Origin of the sequence: Tenacibaculum ovolyticum DSM 18103 (genome assembly GCF_000430545.1) — a bacterium.
GTDB lineage: Bacteria > Bacteroidota > Bacteroidia > Flavobacteriales > Flavobacteriaceae > Polaribacter > Polaribacter ovolyticus.
In genome coordinates this window covers 1-15,554 of the sequence record NZ_AUMF01000010.1, presented here as the reverse complement: position 1 = coordinate 15,554, position 15,554 = coordinate 1, and the positions used below count along the sequence as shown (strand labels likewise).

Annotated in this window: 10 protein-coding genes and 3 tRNA genes; 7 read left to right on the top strand and 6 right to left on the bottom strand. The window is 30.8% G+C overall.

Annotation, left to right across the window (positions count from 1 at the left end):
• Nucleotides 1–332 precede the first annotated feature (332 nt).
• Nucleotides 333–965: a type II CRISPR-associated endonuclease Cas1 gene (cas1, locus tag H518_RS19080; RefSeq protein ID WP_081411149.1), complete on the top strand. Its 633-nt coding sequence runs from the start codon at nucleotides 333–335 to the stop codon at nucleotides 963–965.
• Between the two features lie 36 nt (nucleotides 966–1,001).
• Here the strand turns inward: cas1 and H518_RS0102400 are convergent.
• The 4 genes from H518_RS0102400 to H518_RS0102385 all read right to left on the bottom strand — a co-directional run bounded on the left by H518_RS0102400 (nucleotide 1,002) and on the right by H518_RS0102385 (nucleotide 3,427).
• Nucleotides 1,002–1,075 (bottom strand) — tRNA-Arg (locus H518_RS0102400).
• A gap of 29 nt (nucleotides 1,076–1,104) precedes the next feature.
• Nucleotides 1,105–1,179: transfer RNA gene (locus H518_RS0102395), tRNA-Pro, on the bottom strand.
• Nucleotides 1,180–1,194: 15 nt separating this feature from the next.
• Nucleotides 1,195–1,278, bottom strand: a tRNA-Ser gene (locus H518_RS0102390).
• Nucleotides 1,279–1,378: 100 nt separating this feature from the next.
• Nucleotides 1,379–3,427 carry an HD family phosphohydrolase gene (locus H518_RS0102385; protein ID WP_028887594.1) on the bottom strand — a complete coding sequence of 683 codons (2,049 nt, stop codon included), beginning with the start codon at nucleotides 3,425–3,427 and terminating at the stop codon, nucleotides 1,379–1,381.
• A gap of 105 nt (nucleotides 3,428–3,532) precedes the next feature.
• Between H518_RS0102385 and H518_RS0102380 the strand changes: the two genes are divergently transcribed.
• Entirely contained in the window at nucleotides 3,533–4,708 is a 1,176-nt protein-coding gene (locus H518_RS0102380; RefSeq protein WP_028887593.1) for an acetyl-CoA C-acyltransferase, read from the top strand.
• An 18-nt stretch (nucleotides 4,709–4,726) separates the two neighbouring features.
• Nucleotides 4,727–5,500, top strand: coding sequence for a C40 family peptidase (locus H518_RS0102375; protein WP_028887592.1), 774 nt, complete (start codon nucleotides 4,727–4,729; stop codon nucleotides 5,498–5,500).
• Between the two features lie 95 nt (nucleotides 5,501–5,595).
• On the opposite strand, the gene H518_RS0102370 is transcribed toward H518_RS0102375, so the two are convergent.
• Together H518_RS0102370 and gyrA are read right to left on the bottom strand one after the other, a co-directional pair.
• Nucleotides 5,596–6,831 (bottom strand): tetratricopeptide repeat protein, encoded by a 1,236-nt coding sequence (locus tag H518_RS0102370; RefSeq protein ID WP_028887591.1) that lies wholly within the window; start codon nucleotides 6,829–6,831, stop codon nucleotides 5,596–5,598.
• Nucleotides 6,832–6,853: 22 nt separating this feature from the next.
• Nucleotides 6,854–9,373, bottom strand: a complete 2,520-nt coding sequence (gyrA, locus tag H518_RS0102365; protein WP_028887590.1) for a DNA gyrase subunit A — start codon at nucleotides 9,371–9,373, stop codon at nucleotides 6,854–6,856.
• Between the two features lie 308 nt (nucleotides 9,374–9,681).
• Here gyrA and H518_RS0102360 point away from each other — a divergent pair, with 308 nt between their 5' ends.
• The 4 genes from H518_RS0102360 to H518_RS21550 all read left to right on the top strand — a co-directional run.
• Complete coding sequence (locus tag H518_RS0102360; protein WP_028887589.1) at nucleotides 9,682–12,237, top strand: ATP-dependent Clp protease ATP-binding subunit; 2,556 nt, start codon at nucleotides 9,682–9,684, stop codon at nucleotides 12,235–12,237.
• 212 nt (nucleotides 12,238–12,449) lie between these two features.
• Nucleotides 12,450–13,829 (top strand): TlpA family protein disulfide reductase, encoded by a 1,380-nt coding sequence (locus H518_RS0102355; protein WP_028887588.1) that lies wholly within the window; start codon nucleotides 12,450–12,452, stop codon nucleotides 13,827–13,829.
• 118 nt (nucleotides 13,830–13,947) lie between these two features.
• Entirely contained in the window at nucleotides 13,948–15,333 is a 1,386-nt protein-coding gene (locus H518_RS0102350) for a TlpA family protein disulfide reductase (RefSeq protein WP_028887587.1), read from the top strand.
• Nucleotides 15,334–15,409: 76 nt separating this feature from the next.
• The coding region (locus H518_RS21550) for a transposase (RefSeq protein WP_043706388.1) at nucleotides 15,410–15,554 on the top strand (145 nt) is incomplete at its 3' end.

Here is a 15,554-nt window from a genome sequence, read left to right as displayed (position 1 = left end):
TTTTTAAGATTCAAACCTACACAATTCAAATGAAATTGTCTAATTATTAAATAAAATTCGAATAATAATAAAATTTAATTTATGACATCTTCAAAGACAAAAAAAAACATTAACACACTAAAAACACAACACTTACAATGTTGTTTTTTACTTTCGGAAACCAAACAAGCATAAATTCATACACTTTTTTAAATAATCATTACAAATGAATACAACATCCAAATACTTTAGTTAGACCACTTCGCACCTTACAATGAACTTTACTTTAAAAACATGCTTTTAAGGTTATCCGTGATTTTTTGATGATTAAAATAGTTAGTTTTAATAAAAAAATGATAAAAAGAACGCTTTTCTTTGGCAACAAATGCTCCTTAACAACTAAAAATGAGCAATTAGTAATAAAAACAAGCACTAAAAACACTTCGGTTCCTATTGAGGATATTGGTTTTATTGTTATCGAAAATCAAGAAACATACCTTTCTATTCCTGCATTATCAAAACTAAGCGCTAATAACGTTAGTGTTATTTTTTGCGATGGTAAATACATGCCCCAGAGTATGCTTTTAAATCTTGAAAGTCATCATATACAGCACGAGCATTTTAAAAATCAGATTAACGCTTCCGAGCCTTTAAAAAAACAACTTTGGCAACAGGTTGTAAAGGCTAAAATTACAAATCAAGCATTTGCATTAGCGCGTATTTCTAAAAATAAAAATCCGTTAAAACATTATGCTACTACTGTTTTAAATGGCGATAGTGACAATAGAGAAGCTGTTGCCGCTGCTTATTACTGGAAACATTTGTTTGGTTTTAATTTTAAACGCGAGCGTTATGGTTGCTACCCTAATATTTTTTTAAATTACGGGTACATTGTATTGCGTGCCGCTGTTACTAGAGCTCTTTCGAGTAGTGTTTTATTAAATACCTTAGGTATTCATCATCGTAATAAATACCAAAGTTTATAACAACAAAAAAGCCTCACATTTCTGTGAAGCTTTAAGTGAGCCCTGGAGGATTCGAACCTCCGACCGCCTCCTTAGAAGGGAGGTGCTCTATCCAGCTGAGCTAAGAGCCCGTAGTTTTTATGTTTCTACGAAAACAGTGTCGGGGTGGCAGGATTCGAACCTGCGACCTCCTCGTCCCAAACGAGGCGCGATGACCGGGCTACGCTACACCCCGAGTGCAATCTTGTTGCGGAGAGACAGGGACTCGAACCCTGGAACCAGTTACCCGGTTACAGATTAGCAATCTGCTGCATTACCACTCTGCCATCTCTCCGTTGAAATAATTAAATCCTTGTAATTAGGACTTCAAAATTGCGAGTGCAAATCTACGAAGAGATATCTGTTTTCACAAGTTTTTTTAAAGAAATTTTATCCTAATCTGGATACTCAACACGTAAGTGGTAGATATTCATTAACTTATTCTTAATAATTTTTTTTATTTTTTCTATTTCTCTAAACGTAATATCAGAATTTGTGAACTGATTATCGTTTTTTTGCTTGTCAATAATTTTATCAATTAAGTTGTCGATTGATTGCGCTGTTGGATTTTTTAAACTTTTTGATGCTGCTTCTGCCGAATCACACATCATTAAAATTGCTGTTTCTTTTGAAAACGGAATTGGGCCTTGGTATTGAAACTTTTTAATATCAACTTCCTTATCGGGGTTATTCTCTAATTCTTGCTTATAAAAATAATACGTTACACTTGTACCATGATGTGTTCTTATAAAATCGATAATTCTATCTGGCAACTTGTTTTTCTTCGCTATTTCAATACCATTAATAACATGATCTAAAATTATCTTGGCACTATCTTTAGGCTGTAAAACATTGTGTGGGTTTACTCCTGTTGATTGGTTTTCTGTAAAATACATTGGTTTTGCCATCTTACCAATATCATGATACAAGGCGCCTGTTCTTACCAACATTGAGTTTGCTCCTATTTCATTTGCTGCCGCTTCTGCTAAATTTGCGACTTGCATTGAGTGTTGAAAGGTTCCTGGTGCTTTTTCATTTAATTCTCTTAATAATTTTGAATTGGTATTTGATAGTTCTAATAAAGTTACATCTGAAACCAACCCAAATAATTTTTCATAAAAATAAATGAAGAATACGGCAAGGAAAGACATTAATCCATTTGCGGCAAACAAACCGAAATACTTCCAATTTATAGTATCTGCCCCCCCTTCTTTTAAAATAGAAAAAGCAAAATAGGTAATCATATAAATTAAAGTAATTTGACCTATTGCAACGAACAAACTAGCTCTTTTATATAGCTCTGAAACAGTTAATATAGTTACGATACCTGCAATAATATGCAAGTATATAAACTCAAAACTATTAGGTACTATAAACCCTAATAACAATACTGTTAATACATGGGTAAACAACCCTAATCTTGCATCGAAAAAAGCTTTTAATACAATTGGCAAAATACTTAACGGTACCACATACAAATATTCTGCATTGTATTTTACCACCAGTGTTTGCACAAAAATCATTAAAAAAATATTAAAGAAAATAAAAGTAACTTTATTGTTGTTATTAAAAATATCTAATCGATATTTATGAAGAAAAAGTAGCTGCATTAATAAGGCTAAAGCTACTAAAATGGTATATCCGAATATAATCCAATAAGAGTTTACTTTTGTCCATTTTTGAGAACCTGAAGCAGTTTCGTACGACTTTAAAACATTAAAATTTTTCCCTTCTACAATATCTCCTTTTAAAATTATTAACTCTCCCTTAGAAACTTTTCCTTTAGCGTAAGAGATGCTTTTTAAAGCTTCTTTTAACTCCTTATCGCTGTATTTAACATCAAAGATTACATTAGCTCTAAGAACCTCTGATAAATGATCTAAAAGCAGCCCTTTTTTATATACACCAATACCTTTTAAATTATTTGAAAGAAACTTTAATACATCTTTAGATTGAATTAGTTTAGAAAAAGAAATGTCTTCTATAGAATTACCTTTTCTTAAAATTACAAGTTCTCCTTTCTTTGCTTTATTTACACTTGTATCATCTAAAAAACCATATTTATATATTTTTTTTATGGTACGTTTTCCTATTTTCTTTAAAGTATTTATTTCTTTTTCGGTTAAAGAATCTGTTGGAATTATTTTATCGTTATAAGATGCTAAAACTTGACTTTCAATTTTTTTATCATAAACAAAGTACTTTTTAACATTGCTTCTAATTTCTCTAGTTTCTTTAGCTATTTCATCATCCGTTTTTTGAATTGCAAAGTCAAATGGAGCATACAAATTATCGTACTGCCAAGGTTTTCCCTGAGGAAAATCATACTTAAATTGCCCACCTTTAGGAAACAAATATACTATTGCCACAACAGCAATTAAAAATAATAATACCTTATAAATAATTGCATTATTCTTATATAACTTGTTTATGAAATTGCTCATATTTTTTGTTTAAAAATGTAAATATAACCTTTCTCTATTATTTGAGTACTTATTATAAAATGGTTATTTTCGCAGAACAAATCTTAACACAATACACCCAAATATATGAAAGAAGTAGTTATTGTATCAGTTGCAAGAACACCAATAGGTAGTTTCTTAGGATCTTTATCAAAAATACCAGCACCAAAATTAGGCGCTGTAGCAATTAAAGGTGCCCTAGATAAAATAAACTTAAAACCAGAAATGGTTGAAGAAGTTTTTATGGGAAATGTAGTTTCTGCCGGATTAGGACAAGCTCCTGCTCGTCAAGCAGCTATTTTTGCTGGAATTCCGAATACTGTACCTTGTACTACTGTTAATAAAGTTTGTTCTTCAGGTATGAAATCTATCATGTTAGCTGCACAAGCAATTGCTTTAGGTGATGCTGAAGTTGTTGTTGCTGGTGGTATGGAAAACATGAGTATGATTCCTCATTACCAACATGCAAGATCTGGTTCTAAATTTGGACCGATTAAGATGGAAGATGGTATGCAAAAAGATGGTTTAGTTGATGCTTATGAACAAGTAGCAATGGGAGTTTGTGCTGATGAATGTGCTACCGAATATGAATTTTCTAGAGAAGATCAAGACGCTTTTGCTATTGAGTCTTATACGCGTTCTGCAAATGCATGGAAAGAAGGTAAGTATGCTGATGAAATTGTACCAGTAGAAATACCTCAACGTCGTGGTGAACCTGTTATTTTTTCTGAAGATGAAGAATATAAAAATGTAAAAATGGAGAAAATTCCTGCTTTACGTGCTGCTTTCACAAAAGAAGGAACTGTAACTGCTGCAAATGCATCAACGATTAATGATGGTGGTGCTGCATTAGTTTTAATGTCTGCTGATAAAGCGTTAGAATTAGGTTTAACTCCTCTTGCTAAAATTAAAGGATATGCTGATGCTGCTCACGAACCTAAATGGTTTACAACCGCTCCTGCAAAAGCTTTACCAAAAGCATTAGCTAAAGCTGGTGTTGCTATTGATGATGTAGATTACTTTGAATTAAACGAAGCATTCTCTATTGTTGGTTTAGCAAACATGAAAATACTAGGTTTATCTGCCGATAAAGTAAATGTAAATGGTGGTGCTGTTTCTTTAGGACATCCATTAGGAGTTTCTGGAGCAAGAATAATTATTGCTTTAACATCAATACTTAAACAAAACGATGCAAAAATTGGAGCTGCTGGTATTTGTAACGGTGGTGGTGGTGCCAGTGCAATGATAATCGAAAGAGTTTAACTTTTAATAAACGAATAAATGTCTTTCGGAATTTGTAATTTAAGTATTGTACCACTTCGACTTGAACCAACTGACACGTCAGAAATGGTAAATCAAGTAGTTTTTGGCGAACCTTTTAAAATTTTAGAAAAAGCTAAAAAGTGGAGTAAAATTCGGTTAAGCTTCGATAATTATGAGGGCTTTATCGATAATAAACAATATGAAGAAATCACCGAAGAGGTATATATTTCTTTATCCGAAGAAAACAAAAGTTATGCCGGTGAGTTAATTGATTTTATTACTGATAGCAATCATAATTTAACAACTATTCCACTAGGAGCAAGACTTCCGTTTTTAAAAAATAAAAGTATCAACATAAATACTACTTCTTATTTTTATGAAGGAAAGGTATGTGCTGAAAAATTATCTAAGACAGCAATTATTGATACTTCATTTTTATTTTTAAATGTCCCCTATTTATGGGGAGGAAAATCTCCTTTTGGCATTGACTGTTCTGGCTTTACCCAAACAGTTTATAAACTATGTGGTTATAATTTATTACGCGATGCTAAACAACAAGCTACACAAGGTGAAGTTTTAAGTTTTATTGAAGAAAGTGAGCCAGGAGATTTAGCTTTTTTTGATAATGACGAAGGTGTTATTACGCACGTAGGTATTATTATGAATGATTATAACATTATTCATGCACATGGTAAGGTTAGAATAGATAAGCTTGATCATAGTGGTATTTACAATGTAGATACAAATAAACACACGCATAAGTTAAGAGTTATTAAACGCTTAATTAAATAACATTTTGGAGTAACATTATTTTAATATAAGACATTATAAAACAAAAAAAACCGAAACTTTTAAGTTTCGGTTTTTTTTGTTTTATGAAATAAAATCTATTTCATTGACTTATATAAATCTCTATATTTCGTTGCTTCTGTTTCCATTTCTAAAACCTCATATAAATTCATAAGTGTTTTAACAGTATCAACACTTCTTTTTAAACCATCAGCTTTTTCTAAGAAAGGTAATGCTTCTTTATAAACTTCTTTTTGTTGTAAAGCTAATGCATCATACTTTTTAAAGTTGTTTAAATTTTGATTCATCTCTTCAACAATCTTCTTATCCTTATCTAAAACTACTACTGCTAAATTCATATAAGCATCAGCATAATCAGGTTTTAAGTCAACTGCTTTTTGGTAATACTTCCTAGCATCTTCCATTCTTCCTTCATTAAAATTAACAACACCTAAGTTGTAATATAATGTAGGGTTTTTTGGGTCTAAAGCAATAGCTTCACTCATTAATGCACCAAACTTATCCATATCTCCCATATCAATATACAACTGAGATTCGTTTAAGATTAAGTTTAAATCTTTCGGGTTTGAAGCACGAGCATCTTTAAAAGCTGCAATAGCTTCATCTGTTTTACCTTGTTGTTGTAAAAGCAATGCTATATTTTTAACAATAACAGCTGTTTTAGGTTCAGATGTTTTATCTTCAGGCTTAATGTATTTTTTAGATTTTAACATTAAATTTCTTTGATCTTTCGACCCTAAGTTTTCTACCTTACCTGTTAATTTGTTCGTTGCTAAATATTGAGTTTCAACACCTGTATAACCAACTTTTCTTAATTCTTTATAATACTTAATAGCAGTATCATACTCTTTTGCTTGTGTTGCAGAAATAGCAGCATTATAAACAAAAGAAGTATCTGTAGGACTTAAAACATATGTTAAATAAAAATTATCAGCTGCTGCTTTAAAGTCTTTTTTACTATTATATAAATCAATAGCTTTTTTAGATACATCTTGAATCATTTTATTCAAAATAGGCTTCGCTTCTTCTGAGTATTTATTATTACTCATAGCTAACAATTCTTTAAAAGCTGCTCCAGAAGCTTTATAATCTTTTTTAGCCGCTAAAGCTTTCCCCTTTAAAAAGAAAAACTTAGACTTATATTTATCTTCATCACTCATCATCACTGCTCCTTCTACTGAATTTAAAGTAGTAATAGCACTTGTAAAATCTTGTTTCTTTATAGCTTTCTCTGCTGCTTTTAATTCAGATTTCTGTGCCATTAAACCTAATGTCATCAACCCTAAAGACAGCGTTAATAATTGTTTCTTCATTTTAGTTCTTATTTATTTATTGTTATTCTTGACCTTCGTTAGTTTCATTTTCAATTTCCGTGCCATTATTTTCTTCTCCTTCAATACCTTCTTCTTCTTCATCGTCTTCTCGCATAACTTTAGCTACTGCTGCTATACTATCAGAATCTTTAATATTAATTAAACGAACACCTTGTGTTGCACGCCCCATTACACGTAAATCTTCAACAGCCATACGAATTGTAAGACCAGATTTATTAATAATCATTAAGTCATTTGAATCGTCTACATTTTTAATAGCTACTAACTCACCTGTTTTCTCAGAAATATTTAATGTTTTAACACCTTTACCTCCTCGGTTAGTTACACGATAATCTTCTAGCTTAGATCGTTTACCATACCCTTTTTCAGAAACTACCAAAATATTGCTTTCCATATCATTTACAGCAATCATACCAATAACCTCATCTTTGTCGTGTTGTAAAGTTATACCACGAACTCCTGAAGCAGTTCTTCCCATAGGACGGGTTTTTGCTTCTTCAAAACGAATAGATTTACCTGATTTTAATGCTAACATCACTTGGCTATCACCAGTCGTTAATTTTGCTTCTAAAAGCTCATCTCCTTCTTTAATAGTTATCGCATTAATACCATTAGTTCTTGGTCGAGAATACTGCTCTAATGGTGTTTTTTTAACTTGTCCTTTTTTAGTAGCCATAATAACATAATGACTATTAATGTAAGCTTCGTCTTTTAAATCTTGGGTTACTAAGAATGCTTTTACTTTATCATCTGGTTCGATATTGATTAAGTTTTGCATTGCTCTTCCTTTCGTATTCTTTCCTCCTTCTGGAATTTCATACACTCGCATCCAGAATACTTTTCCTTTCTGGGTAAAGAACATCATATATTGATGATTTGTTCCTACAAATAAATGTTCTAAGAAATCTTCATTACGTGTTGTTGCTCCTTTTTGTCCACGTCCTCCTCTATTCTGAACTTTATATTCGTCAAGATTTGTACGCTTTACATATCCTGCATGAGAAATAGTTACTACAACTTTAGAGTTAGGTATCATATCTTCGATACGCATATCTCCTCCTGCATAATGAATTACAGAACGACGCTCATCTCCATATTTATCTCTAATATGAATTAATTCATCTGTAATTATTTGGTAACGTCTTGATTCGTTTGCTAAAATATCTTTTAAGTCAGCGATTGTTAACATTATTTCATCAAACTCTGCACGTAACTTATCTTGCTCTAGTCCTGTTAACTGACGCAAACGCATTTCTACAATTGCTTTTGCTTGAATTTCTGTCAGTTCAAAACGTTCTATTAATTTTTCTCGTGCTTCATCACCATTTTTAGAAGCTCTAATTATCTTAATTACTTCGTCAATATTATCTGAAGCAATAATTAATCCTTCTAAAATATGTGCTCTCGCTTCAGCTTTCTTTAATTCAAACTCCGTTCTACGCACAACAACTTCATGTCTATGCTCAACAAAATATTGAATTAATTGCTTTAAGTTTAACTGCTCTGGTCGTCCTTTTACTAACGCAATATTATTTACACTAAAAGACGTTTGTAATTGAGTATATTTATATAGTTTGTTTAAAACGATATTTGGAATTGCATCACGTTTTAAAATGTAAACGACACGCATTCCGTTTCTATCAGACTCATCACGAATATTTGCTATTCCTTCAAGTTTTTTATCATTTACTAACTCCGCAGTTTTTTTAATCATTTCTGCTTTGTTAACCTGATAAGGAATTTCAGTAACAATAATACATTCTCTTCCTTTTACTTCTTCAAAAGAAGTTTTTGCACGCATTACAATACGTCCACGACCTGTATGAAAAGCATCACGAACACCTTCGTAACCATAAATGGTTCCTCCTGTAGGAAAATCTGGTGCTTTGATGTGTTGCATTAACTCATCAATTTCTATATCTCTATTTTCAATATAAGCAAGGGTACCATTAACAACTTCAGTTAAGTTATGTGGCGCCATGTTTGTTGCCATACCTACTGCAATACCAGAAGCTCCGTTTACTAATAAATTAGGTATACGTGTTGGTAATACTGTTGGTTCTTGTAAAGTATCATCAAAGTTTAAACGATGATCTACAGTATCTTTTTCAATATCAGCTAACATGTCTTCTGATATTTTTTGCATTCTAACCTCAGTATAACGCATTGCTGCCGGTGAATCACCATCAACAGAACCAAAGTTACCCTGACCATCAACCATCATATAACGTACGCTCCAATTCTGTGCCATACGCACCATAGAATCGTATACAGATGTATCTCCATGCGGGTGATACTTACCCAATACTTCCCCTACAATTCTTGCAGACTTTTTATATGACCCCGTTGCTTTAATTCCTAATTCATGCATACCGAACAATACTCTTCGATGAACAGGTTTTAAACCATCTCTTACATCTGGTAATGCTCTTGATACAATAACCGACATTGAATAATCAATGTATGCTGATTTCATTTGCTCTTCAATGTTGATAGGAATCAACTTTTCGCCATCTGCCATATATATTTCTTTAAAATATTAGTTCTCATTTTCGTCAAAAAAGTGAATTTTACACTTGATAAAACTCACTTTTAAAATACACTAAAATTAGCTGTATTTCTTAAAACATTGCAAGATACTACAATGACTCGTTTTACACAAAAAATTTATTTATTGTTTTAGCTATACTTATCAACAATTTTAGCTGTTTTTAAACATTAATATCTTATATTTAGCTTGTCATAATGACTGCAAAAAAAGTATTGGCACCTTTTTTGTTATTTTTAAGAAAAAAACTTACTAACTTTACACATATACAAATTAAATTTATGGACGATAATTTTTCACCACAAGTTAGAGATGTAATTACTTACAGTAAAGAAGAAGCCTTACGATTAGGGCATGATTTTATTGGTACAGAACATCTTTTATTAGGTTTAATAAAAAAGAGAGATGGAAAAGCCATTGAAATACTAACTACTTTTGATGTAGATTTAGATTTGATGCGCAATAAATTAGAAAAATTAAACCCTAGCACCCCATCAATAGCAAATATTGAAAAAAAGAGTTTACATCTTACAAGACAAGCAGAAAAAGCTATAAAAACCACGTTTTTAGAAGCTAAATTATATCAAAGTAATTCAATTGATACTGCTCATTTATTATTATGTATTTTACGTAATGAAAATGACCCTACAACGAAATTGCTTCAAAAATACGATGTAGGTTACGAACAAGCAAAAACGCTATATAAAGAGCTTCACGTAGATGACCCTTACGCTTCTCCTACGGCAGAAACACCTTCTGATGACGATTTTAAAGAAGGAAAAACAAACCCTTACGGGCAACAAAGCCCTAAAGACAAACAATCAAAAAAATCTAAAACACCTGTTTTAGACAATTTTGGACGTGATTTAACTGCTTTAGCTATCGCAGGAAGATTAGACCCAGTTGTTGGTAGGATAAAGGAAATTGAGCGTGTTTCTCAAATTTTAAGTAGAAGAAAAAAGAACAATCCAATGTTAATTGGAGAACCTGGGGTAGGTAAATCTGCTATTGCAGAAGGGCTTGCTCTAAGAATTATTGAAAGAAAAGTTTCAAGAATTTTATTTGACAAACGAATTGTTTCTTTAGATTTAGCAAGTTTAGTTGCCGGAACAAAATATAGAGGGCAATTTGAAGAGCGTATGAAAGCGTTAATGAACGAGTTAGAAAAAAATGATGATATTATTTTATTCATTGACGAAATTCACACCATTGTTGGTGCAGGTGGAGCAACTGGTTCTTTAGATGCTTCAAACATGTTAAAACCAGCCCTAGCACGTGGTGAAATTCAATGTATTGGAGCTACTACATTAGATGAGTTTAGAACGAACATCGAAAAAGATGGTGCTTTAGAGCGTCGTTTTCAAAAAGTAATTGTAGAGCCAACAACCGTAGAACAAACAATACAAATTTTACATAACATTAAAAACAAATACGAAGCCCATCACCAAGTTTCGTTTACTGATGAAGCTATAGAGGCTTGTGTAAAATTAACGAACCGTTACATGACAGATCGTTTTTTACCTGACAAAGCTATTGACGCTTTAGATGAAGCTGGATCTCGAATTCATATTACAAATATTGTTGTACCTCAACAAGTGCTTGAATTAGAAGCTAAATTAGAAGAAATTCGCGAACACAAAACAAAGGCTGTAAGCGGTCAAAAATACGAAGAGGCTGCAAAGCTTCGAGATGACGAAAAGAACATTGAAACCGCTTTAGAATCTGCCCAAAACCAATGGGAAGAAGATTCTAAATTAAATAGAGAAATTGTTACCGAAGATAATGTAGCAGAAGTTGTTTCTATGATGACAGGAATACCTGTTAATCGTGTAGCTGAAGCTGAAAATAATAGACTTGCTGACCTTCCGAAATTAATTAAAGGAAAGGTAATTGGTCAAGACGAAGCTGTTGTTAAAGTAGTAAAAGCAATACAACGTAACCGTGTTGGTTTAAAAGACCCTAACAAACCTATTGGTTCTTTTATTTTCTTAGGATCTACAGGTGTTGGTAAAACGCAGTTAGCAAAAGTATTAGCGCAAGAGTTATTTGACTCAACCGATTCTTTAATTAGAATAGATATGAGTGAGTATATGGAGAAGTTTGCAATTTCTCGTTTAATTGGAGCACCTCCAGGATACGTAGGTTATGAAGAAGGTGGTCAATTAACAGAAAAAGTAAGAAGAAAACCATATTCAGTAATTCTTTTAGATGAAATTGAAAAAGCACACCCAGATGTTTTTAACATGCTTTTACAAGTATTAGATGATGGTCATATTACAGATAGTCTTGGTAGAAAAATAGACTTTAGAAATACTATTATTATAATGACATCTAACATAGGTGCTCGTAAAGTAAAAGATTTTGGTGGAGGTGTTGGTTTTGGTACTTCCTCTAAAAAAGAACAAGAAGATGCACATGCGAAAAGTATTATAGAAGGAGCTTTAAAGAAATCATTTGCTCCTGAATTTTTAAATCGTATTGATGATATCATTATTTTTAACGCCTTAGAACGTGAAGATATTCATAAAATCATTGATATTGAATTAGATAAGCTTTTAAGTCGTATCGACGACCTAGGGTATAAATTAATGCTTAGTGAAAAAGCTAAGGATTATATTGCCGACAAAGGGTTTGATAAAAAATATGGAGCAAGACCTTTAAAAAGAGCTATTCAAAAATACATTGAAGATGCTTTAGCTGAAGAAATTGTAAACTCAAAACTAGATGAAGGTGATACTATTTTTATGGATTTAGATGAAAAAGACAGTAAACTTATCATTAAAATCGAAAAAGGAGAAAAGCCAAAAGAATCTCGTACTGAAATAGACAAAGAATAGATTTAACACCTTAAAATAGCAGTACAAAACATAAAAATAAAAGGTAATGATGTAAAATCATTACCTTTTTTATTACTCCTTTACAAACTCATAAATGTTAATATTTACAAAAAAAACAGGTAAATAGCTAAATATATTACTAAATTCTTTGATAAAAATCCTAAAAAAAGTAACTTGGGCGCCTTAACCCCATTAACATAAACATTAAATAGATGAAAAGACTAATACTTTTAGCCCTCATTGGGATTGTCATTATCTCTTGTGACAAAGAAAAACCAGTAAAAGATTATCTTATTTTATCAGGTAAAATTCAAAACTTCAAGAAGAAAGATGTTACCTTAGAAGGTTTTGATTTTAATAAAAAAATAAAATTCGATAAAAAAACTGGTTCTTTTTCAGACACCTTAAGAATTACTAAAAACGGATATTATAAATTAGTCGTAAATAAAAAACGCTTTGATTTATACTTAACAGATACTGTTAATACCGCAATAATTCTTGATTATAAAAAACCTGAAAAAGTAGCTTTTAAAGGTACTAACGCTAACATTAACAATTACTTTATTGAAAAAAAGAAAGCGTGGAAAGAATTTATTATTAGCGCAAATCAATTTTTCTCTTTACCAGAAGAAGATTTTTTAAATAAAGCTAATGAATATAAAGATGCCTTAACAGAGCTATCAATATCAAACAAGTTACCTGCTAATTTTCTTAAAAGCGAAGTTAAAAATATTGATTACGAATATTTAAGAAACCTAAGTAACTATCAAGATTACTTTAGTACTTTAACAGGTGATGAAGAATTTACTCCTTCAGAAGATTTCCCAAATCCACTTGAAAATTTTAACTATAGTAGTAACGAAGATTATGTTAATTCGTACTCTTATCGTGTAATGTTACAAACCCAGTTAAAAACTATTACTCAAGATAAGGAAGCTGACGATTATTATTTAGCATACTTAACAACCGTTAATAATAAAGTTAATGATAGTTTAGTTAAAAATGACCTATTATACAAGGATTCTAAGTTAGGTATAACTCGTACAGATAACTTAAAAGAATACTATAATAAATTCATGGCATACTCTACTAACAAAGAGCATAAAGATGAGTTATCTAAAAGTTATAACATTTTAAAAACTACCGCAAAAGGGCAACCTGCTCCTAAATTTAAGGATTTTGAAAATTATGCAGGAGGAACAACATCTTTAGATGACTTATTAGGTAAAGGAAAATATTTATATATTGATGTTTGGGCTACTTGGTGTGCTTATTGTAAAAGAGAAATTCCTTTATTAAAAAAATTAGAAGAAGAGTATCACGGAAAAGACATAGAGTTTGTAAGTATTAGTGTTGATGATAAAAAACAACACGAAAAATGGAAACAAACAATTATTGACCGTGAAATGACAGGTGTACAGTTATTTAGTGGTAAAAAACAAGGAGATTTAGAATGGGCTCAAAAATTCTTAATTAAAGGATTGCCTAAATTCATTATTATTGATCCTGATGGAAACATTGTAAACCCTAATGCGCCACCACCATCACAAGGGGAAAAATTACTTGATATATTTGATGGTTTAGGAATATAAACATTTACTATACTAAAAATAAAAAAACCGCACTTTCGCGGTTTTTTTTATGCTAAATAATTTTACTTTTAACTTTAAAATAAAAAAGGTATATTTATTTTAAATTAAAGTAAAAAGAATGAAAAAGACACTACTCTTAACAATTATTAGTATAGTATTATTTTCTTGTAATAAAGAAAAACCAATTAAAAATTACCTTATCATATCTGGTAAAATAGAAAACTTCAAAAAGAAAGAAATAACTTTAACTGGGTTTGATTTTAATAAAAAAATTAAATTTAATAAAAAAACAAAATCCTTTTCTGATACTATAAAAATTAATAGAGACGGTTATTACACACTCATTCTTCAATCAAAAAAAGTAGAAGTAAAACTATACCTTAAAGACACCGTTAATACAAATATAACTATTGACTACAAAAAACCTGACGCTGTTAAGTTTAAAGGAACTAATGCAAATATTAATAACTACTTTATTCAAAAAAGAAGTTTCTGGAAAAAACAATTAGTAAGCGCCAATAAATACTTTGCTTTAGAGGAGACTGTTTTTTTAGATAAAGTTGAAAAATATAAAGATGCTTTAACTGAACTATTAATTGCTAAAAACTTACCTACTGATTTCCTTAAAAAAGAAATTAAAAATATTGATTACGACTATTTAAGAAATTTAAGTAACTACGAAGATTATTACAGATATTTAAATGACGATAAAGATTTTGTTGTTTCAGAAAATTTCCCTGACCCTTTTCATAATTTTAATTACAATAGCAACAAAGATTATGTAAATTCATTTTCTTATCGTGTTATGCTAGGAACACAACTAGAAACTATTACCAAGAATAAAGAAGCAGACGACTATTATTTAACATACTTAACAACCGTTAATAATAAAGTTACTGATAGCTTAGTTAAAAATGACTTACTATACAAAGATTCTAAACTTGGTATAACTCGTACAGATAATTTAAAAGAATATTATGATAAATTCATAACATATTCAACAAACAAAGAACATAAAGACCTACTATCTAAAAGCTATAACTTATTAAAAGTAATTGCCAAAGGACAACCTAGTCCTAAATTTAAAGGCTTTGAAAATTATGCAGGAGGAACAACTTCTTTAGATGATTTATTAGGTAAAGGAAAATACCTATATATAGATGTTTGGGCTACCTGGTGTAGTTCATGTAAAAGAGAGACACCTTTGTTAAAAAAATTAGAAGAAGATTATCATGGTAAAAATATTGAATTTGTAAGCATTAATGTTGATTCTAAAAATCTGCACGAAAAATGGAAACAAACAATTGTAGATCGAGAAATGACAGGTGTACAATTATTTAGTGGTAAAAAACCAAAAGATTTAGAATGGGCTCAGAAATTCTTAATTAAAGGACTCCCTAAATTTATTATTATTGACACCGATGGAAACATTGTAAATCCTAATGCTCCAGCACCTTCACAAGGAGATCGATTAATCAATGTATTTGACGATTTAAATATATAAATACCTATCCTAAAATAAAAAAAAACCGCAAATTACACTGCCCCCAAAAAGTTAGACACTATTTGGGGGTATTTTTATGGGCAGAAAAGTCAAGTATGATTATGCATTTAAACTTGAATGTGTAAAATTAGTTTTAGAATCACACTATTCAGCAGCAGCTGTTTCTAAACAAAAAGGTCTAAATGAATCTAACATTCGTAAATGGGTTGGTTTTTACAAAG

Bases quoted from the DNA above. Each gene is read 5' to 3' on its own strand.
- cas1 (WP_081411149.1), top strand. From the start codon at position 333: ATGATAAAAAGAACGCTTTTCTTTGGCAACAAATGCTCCTTAACAACT.
- H518_RS0102385 (WP_028887594.1), bottom strand. From the start codon at position 3,427: ATGAGCAATTTCATAAACAAGTTATATAAGAATAATGCAATTATTTAT.
- H518_RS0102380 (WP_028887593.1), top strand. From the start codon at position 3,533: ATGAAAGAAGTAGTTATTGTATCAGTTGCAAGAACACCAATAGGTAGT.
- H518_RS0102375 (WP_028887592.1), top strand. From the start codon at position 4,727: ATGTCTTTCGGAATTTGTAATTTAAGTATTGTACCACTTCGACTTGAA.
- H518_RS0102370 (WP_028887591.1), bottom strand. From the start codon at position 6,831: ATGAAGAAACAATTATTAACGCTGTCTTTAGGGTTGATGACATTAGGT.
- gyrA (WP_028887590.1), bottom strand. From the start codon at position 9,373: ATGGCAGATGGCGAAAAGTTGATTCCTATCAACATTGAAGAGCAAATG.
- H518_RS0102360 (WP_028887589.1), top strand. From the start codon at position 9,682: ATGGACGATAATTTTTCACCACAAGTTAGAGATGTAATTACTTACAGT.
- H518_RS0102355 (WP_028887588.1), top strand. From the start codon at position 12,450: ATGAAAAGACTAATACTTTTAGCCCTCATTGGGATTGTCATTATCTCT.
- H518_RS0102350 (WP_028887587.1), top strand. From the start codon at position 13,948: ATGAAAAAGACACTACTCTTAACAATTATTAGTATAGTATTATTTTCT.